General features: G+C 69.3%; 14 protein-coding genes. 6 read left to right on the top strand and 8 right to left on the bottom strand.

The annotated features are described in order from the left end of the window. The 3 genes from VED21_RS08305 to VED21_RS08295 all read right to left on the bottom strand — a co-directional run. The coding region (locus tag VED21_RS08305) for a transporter substrate-binding domain-containing protein (RefSeq protein ID WP_324881865.1) at positions 1–332 on the bottom strand (332 nt) is incomplete at its 3' end. A gap of 46 nt (positions 333–378) precedes the next feature. After that, the gene (locus VED21_RS08300) at positions 379–1,032 is read right to left on the bottom strand and encodes an amino acid ABC transporter permease (protein WP_324881864.1); all 654 of its coding nucleotides are present in this window, start codon (positions 1,030–1,032) and stop codon (positions 379–381) included. Between the two features lie 12 nt (positions 1,033–1,044). After that, on the bottom strand, positions 1,045–1,719 hold the full coding sequence (locus VED21_RS08295) for an amino acid ABC transporter permease (protein ID WP_324881863.1): 675 nt from the start codon (positions 1,717–1,719) through the stop codon (positions 1,045–1,047). A gap of 442 nt (positions 1,720–2,161) precedes the next feature. On the opposite strand from VED21_RS08295, the gene VED21_RS08290 reads away from it, so the two are divergent. The 6 genes from VED21_RS08290 to VED21_RS08265 all read left to right on the top strand — a co-directional run bounded on the left by VED21_RS08290 (position 2,162) and on the right by VED21_RS08265 (position 9,431). Further along, complete coding sequence (locus tag VED21_RS08290) at positions 2,162–4,060, top strand: multicopper oxidase family protein (protein WP_324881862.1); 1,899 nt, start codon at positions 2,162–2,164, stop codon at positions 4,058–4,060. Positions 4,061–4,167: 107 nt separating this feature from the next. After that, a complete protein-coding gene (gene ppc / locus VED21_RS08285; RefSeq protein ID WP_324881861.1) occupies positions 4,168–6,945 on the top strand; it encodes a phosphoenolpyruvate carboxylase in 2,778 nt (925 codons plus the stop codon). 121 nt (positions 6,946–7,066) lie between these two features. Further along, entirely contained in the window at positions 7,067–7,525 is a 459-nt protein-coding gene (locus VED21_RS08280) for a carboxymuconolactone decarboxylase family protein (RefSeq protein WP_324881860.1), read from the top strand. Between the two features lie 86 nt (positions 7,526–7,611). Then, a complete protein-coding gene (locus tag VED21_RS08275) occupies positions 7,612–7,893 on the top strand; it encodes a hypothetical protein (RefSeq protein WP_324881859.1) in 282 nt (93 codons plus the stop codon). A gap of 122 nt (positions 7,894–8,015) precedes the next feature. Then, entirely contained in the window at positions 8,016–8,741 is a 726-nt protein-coding gene (hypB, locus tag VED21_RS08270) for a hydrogenase nickel incorporation protein HypB (protein ID WP_324881858.1), read from the top strand. A 15-nt stretch (positions 8,742–8,756) separates the two neighbouring features. Further along, positions 8,757–9,431, top strand: coding sequence for a Crp/Fnr family transcriptional regulator (locus tag VED21_RS08265; protein WP_324881857.1), 675 nt, complete (start codon positions 8,757–8,759; stop codon positions 9,429–9,431). Between the two features lie 42 nt (positions 9,432–9,473). Here the strand turns inward: VED21_RS08265 and VED21_RS08260 are convergent, their stop codons facing one another. From VED21_RS08260 to VED21_RS08240, 5 genes are read right to left on the bottom strand one after another with little or no spacing between them, the layout of a single operon-like run. Further along, entirely contained in the window at positions 9,474–9,671 is a 198-nt protein-coding gene (locus tag VED21_RS08260) for a 4Fe-4S binding protein (RefSeq protein WP_324881856.1), read from the bottom strand. 18 nt (positions 9,672–9,689) lie between these two features. Continuing rightward, on the bottom strand, positions 9,690–10,772 hold the full coding sequence (locus tag VED21_RS08255) for a nickel-dependent hydrogenase large subunit (protein WP_324881855.1): 1,083 nt from the start codon (positions 10,770–10,772) through the stop codon (positions 9,690–9,692). Next, entirely contained in the window at positions 10,769–11,362 is a 594-nt protein-coding gene (locus VED21_RS08250) for an NADH-quinone oxidoreductase subunit C (protein ID WP_324881854.1), read from the bottom strand. Before VED21_RS08250 ends, VED21_RS08255 begins: the two co-directional genes overlap by 4 nt. Further along, entirely contained in the window at positions 11,359–11,889 is a 531-nt protein-coding gene (locus tag VED21_RS08245) for a 4Fe-4S dicluster domain-containing protein (protein ID WP_324881853.1), read from the bottom strand. The genes VED21_RS08250 and VED21_RS08245 overlap by 4 nt, the downstream gene beginning before the upstream one ends. 19 nt (positions 11,890–11,908) lie before the next feature. After that, entirely contained in the window at positions 11,909–12,328 is a 420-nt protein-coding gene (locus tag VED21_RS08240) for an NADH-quinone oxidoreductase subunit NuoB (protein ID WP_324881852.1), read from the bottom strand. Between the last annotated feature and the right edge of the window lie 5 nt (positions 12,329–12,333).

Genomic DNA, 12,333 nt, shown 5'->3' with positions numbered 1-12,333 from the left:
CGCTCCTCGGTGATGCCCAGCGAGGCGACCAGCACGTCCACCTTGTTGGTCAGCAGGTAGGGGATGCGGTTCGGGCCGGTGACCGGCACGATCTCCACCGGCACGCCCATGTGCTTGGCCAGCAGCTTGGCGACGTCGGCGTCGTAGCCGTCCGGCTTGCCGTCGGCGGTGGTGATGCCGAAGGGCGGGAAGTCCACCAGCATGCCGATGGTCACCTTGCCCTTGCCCTTGATCTCGGCCACGGTCTGGGCGCCGGCCGGGACGGCCATGGCAACGACGGCGGCGACGGCAGCCCCGGCGAGGGCGAGGCGGCGGGTAATCGAAACGGACATCGTGGGCTCCCTCGTATTGTGATCGATTATGATTGGCGGACGGGGATCAGCGGCCGGGGGCCGCGTAGCGGGCCTCCAGGCGCGCGGCCAGCAGCGACAGCGGCCAGCACAGGACGAAGTAGAGGGCCGCCACGATGCTGAACACCAGGAAGGGCTGGAACGTGGCGTTGTTGACGATCTGGCCGGCGCGGGTCAGTTCGGTGAAGCCGATGATGGCGGCCAGCGAGGTGCCCTTGATGAGCTGGACCAGGTAGCCGACGGTGGGCGGCAGCGCCACCTTCACCGCCTGCGGCAGGATGACGTAGCGCATCAGCCCCGGGTAGCGCAGGCCGAGCGCCGACGCCGCCTCCCACTGGCCCTTCGGCACCGCCTGGATGCAGCCGCGCCAGATCTCGCCCAGGAAGGCGCTGGCGTTCAGCGTCAGGCCCAGCGCCGCGGCGGCCCAGGGGTTCATGTCGATGCCCAGCACGGTGGCGCCGAAGAACACCAGGAACAGCTGCATCAGCAGAGGTGTGCCCTGGAACACCTGGATGTAGCCGGTGGCGAGCAGGCGCACCGGCTTGACGGTGGCGGTGCGGCCCAGCGCCACGAACAGCCCCACCGTGGCGCCGCCCAGGAAGGCGATGGCCGACAGCGCCAGCGTCCATTGCACGGCGCTGAGCAGGAACAGGAACTCGTTGTAGCCGAAGGAGCGGATCATGGCGGGCCTCCTTCAGCGGCGTTCGAGGTCGTAGGTGAAGACGAGGCGGTGGATGACCGCGAACAGCGCCGAGAACATCATCGCCATGACGAGGTACATGGCCGTGACGACGATGTAGATCTCGAAGCTGCGGAACGTCTGCGACTGGATGTTGTTGGCGGCCGAGGTCAGCTCGTCCGCCGAGATGGCCGACACCACGCTGGAGCTGAGCATCAGCAGGATGAACTGGCTGGTCAGCGCGGGGTAGACGGTGCGCAGCGCCGGCTTGATGATGACGTAGCGGAAGACCTGGAGCGGCTTGAGGCCCAGCGCCAGGCCGGCCTCGATCTGTCCTTTTTGGATCGATTCGATGCCGGCGCGGATGATCTCCGTGGCGTAGGCGCCGACGTTGACCACCATGGCGATCAGCGCCGCAAGGTCCGGCGACAGGCGGATGCCCGCGGTCGGCAGCCCGAAGAAGATCAGGAAGATCTGCACCAGGAAGGGCGTGTTGCGGATGACCTCGATGTAGGCGTTGATCAGCCAGCGCACCGGCTTCGGCCCCGAGGTCTTGCCCAGCGCGCAGAGGATGGCGACCAGCAGCCCCAGCGCCATGGCGCCGAGCGACAGCTGGATGGTGAGCCACGCGCCGGTGAGCAGGTAGTCCCACGACGCGAAGACCGCGTCGAACTGGAAATTGTAGTTCACGGACGTCCCTCCGCAACCGCGCCGGCGCCCTGCGGCGCGTCCGGCGGATTGTCCTTTGCCCGGAAGCGCGTTCCGGTGTTTGTCACACGGTAATTGGATCGTTCCAAATTGGCAAGGGCAATGAGGTCGCAGGGGGCCGGGGCGCCGGTTGGCGCCAGCCCGCGCATTCATGTTTTGCGAGTTGAAAAAATATGACCGGCAGAAAGTTCTTTTGTGTCTGGTCCCGAAAGGGAAGGAAGTACGCACTCGGAAAATAAAAAAGCCGCCGGACCGCCGCTGAGTCTTCCTAGGTGGAAGAGTTCCCTCCTTCCGGATTATGGGCGTGGGGTGCCGTGGCTTATCGGCACAGGTCGGTCTCTTGGGTGTGGTGCGTGTGCTTTTGGCGGGGGTACCATTTTGCGGGATTTCCGGTGCAGCCGTGTCCTGAAGAGGGGGGTCTGGGATGGAGGACAAGCACAAGGAGAAGCACACGCACGGGGGCAAGCGCGAACTCCTCGACCCCTCCACGCAGGACCGCTTCGTCAACGACCTGCCGGTCCCCGGCGTGATCGACGCCACCCGGCCCGGCCTGTACCGGCTGGAGATCCGCGAAACGGAGCAGTGGCTGGGCCTGACGGACAAGCATGGCAAGCCGCTGGAGACGACGGTCTGGGGCTTCGCAGAACCGGGCGGGGAGGCCAGCTATCCGGGGCCGACAATCCTGGCGCAACGCGACGTGCCGATCTCCGTCGACTGGGACAACCGACTGCCCACCGACGGCCACCTGCTGCCGCTCGACGAAAGCCTGCTGATGGACGGCGGGCTGGCCGGCCTGCCGCGGGGGCAGGTCCCCGTCGCCATCCACCTGCACGGCGGCCACACGGAACCGGGCAGCGACGGCCTGCCCGAGGCGTGGTTCACCCAGAACGCGGCGACGACGGGACCGGACTTCCGCTCGACCGTGGCCGACTACGCCAACGACCAGCCGGGCGCGACGCTCTGGTATCACGACCACGTGCTGGGGATGACGCGGCTGAACGTCTACACCGGGCTGGCCGGCTTCTACCGGCTGCGCGACGCGAACGAGGCGACGCTGATCGCCGACGGCGTCCTGCCCGGCGGCGGCCGCGACCTGTCGGTGGCCATCCAGGACCGCGCGTTCACGGCGGACGGGCAGCTCCTCTACCCGGCCTACGCCGACGATCCGGTGCCCGGCACGGACCAGACGGTGGCGGAGGAACTGGGGCCGGACTTCGAGGGCACGTTCCCGACCGCGCGGCCGGAGTTCTTCGGCGATTTCATCCTCGCCAACGGCATGGCGTGGCCGAAGCACGACGTCGATCCGGGGCAGCACCGGGTGCACCTGCTGAACGGCTCGGACTCCCGCTTCTACGTCCTGCGGTTCAGCGATCCGAACGTGAAGGCGACGCTGGTCGGCACGGACGGCGGCCTGCTGCCCAAGGCCGTCACCGTCATGGACGGCGACGGGGTGCAGGAGGCCGGGGAGCGCATCACCCTGGCGCCGGGCGACCGGGTGGACCTCGTCCTGGACTTCAGCGACGCCGACCTGCGCGGGCAATCGGTGGTCCTGGAGAACGTCGGGCCGCGGATCGACCCGTTCGGCGGGTTCGAGGCCGACGGGTCGCTGGCCGGCGACGTGGAGGCCGCCGACCCCGAGACGGACCCCGTCGGCACCATCCTGCGCTTCGACGTCGCCGACACGGCCCCCATCCACAACGCCGATGTGGCGGACGGCACCGTCCTCGATGCGGACTTCACGGCCCTGGAGGCCGACGACGCCGGCCGCACGCGCAAGCTCGGCCTGTTCGAAGGCACGGACGAGGAGGGGCGGATCGAACCGATGCTGGGCGTGGCGGAGGAGGTGCGGGACGTCGACGGCAACCGCATCCCCTTCGGGCCGCTGGAGTACGAGGCGCCGGTCACCGAGATGCCGAAGCTGGGCAGCACCGAGGTGTGGGAGATCCACAACTTCACCGCCGACGCCCACCCCATCCACCTGCATCAGGTGCAGTTCCAGGTGCTGGAGAAGCAGCGCTTCCGCTTCACCGACGCCGACGGGGACGGCGTGCCCGACGACACCACCGGCAATGGGCGGGTCACCGTCGGCGCCAACGCCCGCAACGACGACGTGGTGCTGCTGGGCGCGCCGGACGACCACCCGCTGCCGCCGGAGGAGACGGGGTGGCAGGACACGGTGTGGGTGGCGCCGGGCGAGGTGATGCGCATCGCCGCCACCTTCGACATCCCCGGCGACTACGTCTGGCACTGCCACATCCTGTCGCACGAGGACCACGACATGATGCGCCCCTTCCGGGTTGTGGAGGACTGGCCGGGCACCTGACGATTGGCCCGCGGGCGTTTGCTGCACCGCGAGATTGGGCGTGACAACGGGGCCGAACGGGCTAACTCTGCTGCAAGAAGCAGCACGAGACCGGAGCGCGCGCGACCATGAGCGAGACAGCCATCGCCACCATCGACGCCAACATCGATAAGGACCAGCCCCTGCGCGACGACATCCGCCTGCTCGGCCGGCTGCTCGGCGACACCGTGCGCGAGCAGGAGGGGGAGGAGTGCTTCGGCGTGGTGGAGCGGGTGCGGCAGGCCTCCGTCCGTTTCAACCGCGACGACGACGCCTCGGCCGGGCGGGAGATGGCGGAGATCCTGAACGGCCTGCCGCGCGACACGGTCGTCTCGGTGGTGCGCGCCTTCTCGTACTTCCTGCACCTTGCCAACATCGCCGAGGACCAGCACCACATCCGCCGCAACCGCGACCACGCCATCGCCGGCTCGCCCCCGCGCGAGGGCACGCTGCCGCACGCGCTGGACCGGCTGGAGAAGGCCGGCGTCGGCACGGGCCGGCTGGCGGAGGTGCTGGAGATAGCGCTGGTCAGCCCGGTGCTGACCGCCCACCCGACCGAGGTGCAGCGCAAGAGCATCCTGGGGCTGGAGCACAAGGTGGCCGCCCTGCTGGACGCCCGCGACCGCTCCCGTCTGACGCCGGAGGAGGCGGCGGAGAACGCCGAGGCGCTGCAGGCCGCCATCCTGACGCTGTGGCGGACGCGCATGCTGCGCCCGCAGAGGCTGGCGGTGATCGACGAGGTGAAGAACGGCATCTCCTACTACACCGACACCTTCTTCGCCGAGCTGCCGAAGCTCTATTGCCGGTTCGAGGACCTGCTGGCGCGCCGCTATCCGGACCGCGGCTGGCGCCTGCCGCCGTTTTTCCGCATCGGGTCGTGGATCGGCGGCGACCGCGACGGCAACCCGTTCGTCACGGCCCCCATCCTGCGCGAGGCGGTGCGCCGGCAATCGGCCGCCGCCTTCGACCATTACCTGTCCGAGATCCACGAGCTGGGCGGCGAACTGCCGCTGTCCAAGCTGCTGAAGGACGTGTCGCCGGAACTGGCGGAACTGGCCGCGCGCTCCCCCGACACCTCGCCGCACCGGGAGGACGAGCCGTTCCGCCGGGCCTTGAGCGGCATCTACGCCCGCACCGCCGCAACCGCCCGCGTGCTGGACCAGCACGAGGCGCTGCGCCACGCGGTGGCCGACGCCGAACCCTATGGCGCGGCGACCGAGCTGCTGGCCGACCTGGAGGTGCTGGCCGCCGCGCTGAAGGCCATGGGCGCGGCGCGGCTGGCGAACGGACGGGTGCGGCGGCTGATCAAGGCGGTGCAGGTCTTCGGCTTCCACCTCGCACCCATCGACCTGCGCCAGAACTCCGACGTGCACGAGCGCACGGTGGGCGAGCTGCTGGCGGTGGCCGGCCGCTGCGCCGACTACAAGGCGCTGGCGGAGGACGAGCGCATCGCGCTCCTGGCCGAGGAGATCGCGTCGCCACGCCCGCTGCGCTCCCCCTTCCACGGCTATTCCGAGGAGACGGCGGGCGAGCTGGCGATCCTCGACGCCGCCCGCGAGATCCGGCGGACCTATGGCGCGGCGGCGCTGCCCAACTGCATCATCTCCAAGACCGACGGTGCCTCGGACCTGCTGGAGGTGGCGCTGCTGCTGAAGGAATCCGGGCTGCTGGTGCCGGGCACGGCGCCGAAGCTGGCGATGAACATCATCCCGCTGTTCGAGACCATCGGCGACCTGCGCCAAGCCCCGGCCACCATGGGGCGGCTGTTCGCCCTGCCGGTCTGGCGGGCACTGGTCGCGTCGCGCGACGACGAGCAGGAGGTGATGCTGGGCTATTCGGACAGCAACAAGGACGGCGGATTCCTCACGTCGGGCTGGGAGCTGTACAAGGCGGAGATCGAGCTGGCCAAGCTGTTCGCCACGCACAAGGTGCGGCTGCGGCTGTTCCACGGCCGGGGCGGGTCGGTCGGGCGCGGCGGCGGGCCCAGCTATCAGGCGATCCTGGCGCAGCCGGCGGGGGCGGTGTCCGGGCAGATCCGCATCACCGAGCAGGGGGAGGTGATCGCCTCCAAATACTCCAACCCCGACGTCGGCCGCCGCAACCTTGAAGTCCTGACCGCGGCCACGCTGGAGGCGACGCTTCTGGACGTGGAGAACGACGTGGAGCCGGCGGAGGCCTTCTACGACGCCATGGAGCGGCTGTCCCAGCTGGCCTTCGGCGCCTACCGCGGGCTGGTGTACGAGACGCCGGGGTTCACCCAGTACTTCCGGCAGGCGACGCCGATCTCCGAGATTTCGACGCTGAACATCGGCAGCCGGCCGGCGTCGCGCACCAAGTCCGACCGGATCGAGGATCTGCGGGCGATCCCCTGGGTGTTCTCGTGGGCGCAGTGCCGGCTGATGCTGCCGGGCTGGTACGGCTTCGGCAGCGCCGTGGACGCGTGGCTGGCGGAGCGGCCGGACGGGCTGGAGCTGCTGCAGCGCATGCACCGGGCGTGGCCGTTCTTCCGCATGTTGCTGTCCAATATGGACATGGTGCTGGCCAAGAGCGACCTCGCCATCGCCGCGCGCTACGCCGAGCTGGTGGAGAACGCGGAGCTGCGCGACCGCATCTTCGGGCGCATTCGCGACGAATGGCACCTGACCAAGCGTCACCTGCTGGCCATCACGGGGCAGAGCGACTTCCTGGCGGAGAACCCGCTGCTGGTGCGCTCCATCCGCAACCGCTTCCCCTACATGGACCCGCTGAACCACGTGCAGATCGAGCTGCTGCGCCGCCACCGTGGCGGCAGCGGGGACGAGCGGGTGAAGCGCGGCATCCTGATGTCCATCAACGGCGTGGCCGCGGGCCTGCGCAACAGCGGGTAGGGGCTCATACGACGTCGTATCGGCGGGTGAGCGGCGCTCACCCGCGGGCGAGGATTGCGCGTTTGTGCCGGCGCGTTCCGCAAGCGAGGCTGTAAGCCCACTTGCGGAGCAGGAGCGCGCCATGCACACCGAAATCCCCGGCCGGATCCCCTACCGGAGCGTTGCGCCGGATGGCTACAAGGCGTTCGGCAGGGTCCATCACTACGTGGCCGGCTGCGGGCTGGAGCCGGCGCTGGTCGAGCTGATCTACCTGCGCGTGTCGCAGATCAACGGCTGCGCCTACTGCATCGACCTGCACTGGCGCGAGGCGGTGAAGGCCGGCCTGGACCACCGCAAGCTGAACGCCGTGGCGGCGTGGCACGAGGCGCCGTTCTTCACCGACCGGCAGCGGGCGGCGCTGGCCTGGGCGGAATGCCTGACGCACGTCGCGCGGACGCACGCGCCGGACGAGGATTACCGCGCGGTGACGGTGCATTTCTCCGAGAAGGAGGTGTGCGACCTGACCTACGCCGTCGCCGTGATCAACGCCTTCAACCGCATGGCCGTCGGCCACCGCCTGCCGGTCCCCGAGGAGGCGTGAGGGCGGGGCACGGCTTCTCCTTCCCGCCGGTCCCGGCGGGGCGTATGATGCGTCGGCAGGGACCAAGGCGGGTGGAGGAGACTCCCATGTCCGGAACGGTCGAGGTGCAGGGCTACATGTGGCTGGCGGACCTGTTCCGCGAGCGCGGCTGGACGAACCCCCGGCATGTCGAGCTGGACGGCGACACACCGGGGCCGCGCCTGCTGGAACGGCTGGACATCCCGGCGGGGCGGGTGGAGGTCGCCATCCTCAATCACAAGGCGTGCGCCGTCGATGCCGCCGTGGTGCGGCCGGGCGACCGCGTGGCTCTGGTTCCGCCCGGCGTGCCGGGGCCGCACCGGCTGCTGCTAGGCTTCAAGAACCGCTGAACGCCGGCCTTCCGTGCGGGGCAGCCATGTCCGTGTCCCGCATATGTCCTCCGGTCGATGCTTGAGTCGGCCCAATCACTTTGCAACACTAAGTTTTCGGGATCGCCGACCGGACACACACCATGTGCGACACCTGCGGATGCGCCGCCACCGGCCACTCTCACGAAGACGGGCGCACCATCCGCGTGGTGGCGGACCTGCTGCACGAGAACGACCACAACGCCGCCCACAACCGCGCCCATTTCGACGCGGCGGGCGTGATGGTGGTGAACCTCATGTCGTCGCCGGGCAGCGGCAAGACCAGCCTGCTGGAGGCCACCATCCAGGCGCTGCCGGCGGACGTGCGCGTCGCGGTGATCGAGGGCGACCTGGAGACGGAGAACGACGCCGCGCGCATCCGCCGCCACGGCGTGCCGGCCGTGCAGATCACCACCGGCACCGCCTGCCACCTGGACGCGGCCATGGTGCACGACGCGCTGCACGAACTGGACCTGTCGGGCGTCGACCTGCTGTTCATCGAGAACGTCGGCAACCTCGTATGCCCCGCCGCCTTCGACCTGGGCCAGCACCGCAACGTGCTGCTGCTGTCGGTGACGGAGGGGGACGACAAGCCGGCCAAGTACCCGGTGATGTTCCGCGCCGCCGATCAGGTGCTGATCACCAAGACCGACCTGCTGCCCTACCTCGGCGACTTCGATACGGCGCGGGCGCGCGGTGCGGTAGCGGCGCTGGGGCGGGCGACACCGGTACTGGAGCTGTCGGCCAAGACCGGGCAGGGGCTGGAGGGCTGGATGGCCAGCCTGACGGAGGCGGTGGCCGCGCGGCGCGCCGCCGCCCGGCCGCGCTGACGGGGGCGGGCGGTCATGCATCGCGGGGCGCGGCTGGTCAACGCCCATTTCCTGGAGATGATGAAGAGGAAGGAGTTCGACGGCTTCCTCAGCGGCTTCCACCTGCACCGTTTCGAGAAGGGCAGCACCGTGTGCGAGCCCGGCGGTGCCGACGACGCCGTGTTCATCGTGGTGTCCGGCCGGCTGCGCGCCTATCTGTCGTGCGAGGGGCGGGAGTTCACGCTGGCGCTGCTGGAGCAGGGGGCCATGTTCTCCACCCACACCCGCGCCATCGTGGAGGCCAGCAGCTATGCCGAGCTGATGGTCGCCGACACCGCCGTGTTCCAGGAGAAGCTGGCCCGCTACCCGCAGTTCGCCGGCGTCATGATCGGCATCCTGGCGGAATTCCTGGGCAGCGCCTTCACCATCATCGAGAGCCTGGTCTTCCACGACGTGCGCCAGCGTCTGGCCGAACTGCTGGTCGCGGCCGTCGAGACGGACGGTGCGGCGCGCACCAGCGACGGCGTCACCGTGTCGCTGGGCCTGAACACGGAGGACCTGGGCCAGCTGATCGGCGCCAGCCGGCAGACGACCTCGCAGCTGATCAACGACTTCATCCGCCAGGGCTTGATCGAGAAGACCGGCGGGCGGAGCTTCCTGGTCAAGGATCTGCCGGGGCTGAAGGCGGCGTGCGGGGATGGGGAGGGGTGACCGAAGCCCTTCTCCCCTCGCGGGGAGAAGGGCTTTCGAGGCTCACGCTGCCAGCGGCACGCAGGCACCCACCGGGCACAGGTCGGCGCAGTGCGGGGTGTCGTAGGCGCCTTCGCATTCCTTGCACTTGGCGGGGTCGATCCAATAGACGCCCTTCTTCAGGCAGATCGCCTCGTTCGGGCATTCGGCTTCGCACGAGCCGCAGGCGGTGCATTCGGCCGCATTGATCGTGTAGGCCATGATGGTTCTCCTTACGCTCTACCGTTCCGTGCACGAGATGCACGGGTCGATGCTGTTGACGATCAGCGGGACGTCGGCGACCTTGGCGCCGGTCATCATGATGCCCAGCGCGTCCCAGTTCATGTAGCTGGGCACCCGCCACTTCAGGCGTTCCGGGTTCTTCCCCCCGTCGGTGCGCAGGTAGTAGATCAGCTCGCCGCGCGGCGCCTCGCACTTGGCGATGGCCTCGCCGTCCGGCACGGCCGGGCGGCCGGCGACGGCGATCGGCCCTTCGGGCATCGCGCGCAGGCACTGGCGGATGAGGTCCACCGCCGCGCGCGCCTCGGCCAGACGGGTCACGGCGCGGCACCAGACGTCGCCGTCGCTTTCGATGTGCACGGGCACGTCCAGCCGGTCGTAGGCGGCGTAGGGCGCCTTGACGCGTACGTCGTACGCGATGCCGGACGCGCGGGCGACCGGGCCGACCACGGCGCAGGCCAGCGCGTCCGCGTGGCTGAGCACGCCCACGCCGCGCGTGCGCTGGAGGATGGAGTGGTTGGTGGCGTAGAGGTGGGCGATCTCCGCCAGATCGCGGTCCATGCGGTCCATCTGCGCGGCCAGATAGGCGCTGCGCTCCGCATCCAGGTCGTAGCGCACGCCGCCGATGACGTTGGCGCCCAGGTCCATGCGGTTGCCGAACAGCGATTCCTTGATGTCCTGCATCACCTCGCGGGTTTCCATGACGTGCATGAACAGGCTGTCGAAGCCGATCAGGTGCGCCATGATCGCCACGTTGAACAGGTGCGATGCGATGCGCTTGATCTCCCCGGCTATGACGCGCAGGTACTCCGCGCGCTCGGGCAGCTGCACGCCGGCGATGCGCTCCACCGCCATGCAGAAGGTCTCCGGATGGCTGTTGGAGCAGAGGGAGCAGATGCGCTCCGTCAATGTGATGTTCTGGTACAGGCTGCGCTTGGTCGCCAGGTATTCGATGCCGCGGTGCACGTGGCCGGCGGTGATGTCGACGGACACCACGGTCTCGCCCTCCACCTCCACCTTGAAGTACATCGGCTCTTCCAGGGCGACGTGCAGCGGCCCGACGGGGATCGTGAAGGCGTTCATGACGCACCGCCCTTCTTCGTCTCTTCTTTCTTCGTCATGATCTTCTCCCACAGCGTGCTGGTGCTGGCGGCGTTGACCAGCGTGGAGAAGGGGATCAGCCGTTCCAGGACGGCCGGCTCGACGCTCTCGTCGATGAAGAGGCGGCGCGGGTCGGGGTGCCCGGCCACGCGGATCGCGTAGATCTCCATGAACTCCCGCTCGGCCCAGTCGGCGTTGCGGAAGAGCGGTGTCAGCGAGTCCACCTCCGCCGCATCGTGCGGCAGCAGGACCACCAGCGTCAGCGTGTCGCCGTCCAGGTCGAAGTGGTAGGCCAGCTCGTACGCCTGCCCGTCGATGGCCACGCCCGCGGGCGGTGGGGGCGGCTCGGCCCCTTCCTCCACTTCCGGCGGTTTGGGCTGGAAGGCGGTGATGGTGGAGAGGCGGGCACCACGGGCCTTCAGCACGGTGGCGGCGGGCAGAAGGTCGCGGCGGTCGGCCAGCGTGCACCACGCGACGGTGACGCCTTTCGTGTCGGTGTCGCGCTTCAGCGCGATGCCGGCCGGGGCGGCGGCGGCCAGCGCCGCCTCGATGTCGTCGGGGAAGCGGGTCATGGTTGGCCTCCAGTGCCGGCGTCCTTGCGCGCGGCCTGCATGGCTGCGGCGGCCTTGCGGCGGCAGGCAGGGCACAGCGCGTGGAGTTGCGCCATCTCCTCCGCCGTCGGCTGGAAGGCCAGTGTCGCCACGTTCACGCCGATGGACAGGGTTTCCTTGCCGCAGCCGGCGCAGGCGACGTTGGGCAGCAGCCCTTCCTCCACCATCGCAAACTTCTCGCTCTCGGGATGGGCGAGGTGCCAGTCCTCGCTGAGGGTGATGGCGTCCACCGGGCAGTAGTGCTGGCACAGCCCGCAGAAGCAGCAGCTGTTGTGCCAGAGCAGGAAGCCCAGCCCTTCCTTCTTCTTCTCGAAGCGGATGGCGCCGGGGGCGCAGACCTGTTCGCACAGGCGGCAGCCCATGCAGGCGGCGGCGTCGAAGTGGACGCGCCCGCGCAGGCCCTTGGGCGTCGTCGCCTCGCCGAAGGGGAACGCCTCGGTCGAGGGCCCTTGGGCGAGGTTGCGCATGAGGATGCCGAGGAAGTTCATGATGCCGTCCCTCCCCCCTTCACAGCCGCGTCTTCCAGATCTCGATGGCCTGGGCGATGCCTTCGAGGATGGCCTGGGGGCGCGGCGGGCAGCCGGGCACGTTCACGTCCACCGGGATGTACTTGTCGATCGGGCCGCACACCGCGTAGCTCTCGCGGAAGACCCCGCCGGAGATCGGGCAGATGCCCACCGCCACGGTCACCTTCGGATCGGGGATTTCCTCATACAGGCGCAGCACCTTGTCCTTCACGCGCGCGGTCAGCGGGCCGGTGATCAGCACGATGTCGGCGTGGCGGGGGCTGCCGCAGTATTGGCAGCCCAGCCGCTCCACGTCGTAGCGCGGGATGCAGGCGGTGGTCGCCAGCTCCACGTCGCATCCGTTGCAGGAGCCGGCGTTGATCCGGTAGAGCCAGGGCGAGCGCGCCGCTATTTTCTGCATAAATC

Origin of the sequence: Azospirillum sp. (assembly GCF_035627195.1) — a bacterium.
Taxonomy (GTDB): Bacteria; Pseudomonadota; Alphaproteobacteria; order Azospirillales; family Azospirillaceae; genus Azospirillum.
This window is presented reverse-complemented; position numbering and strand designations above follow the sequence as displayed.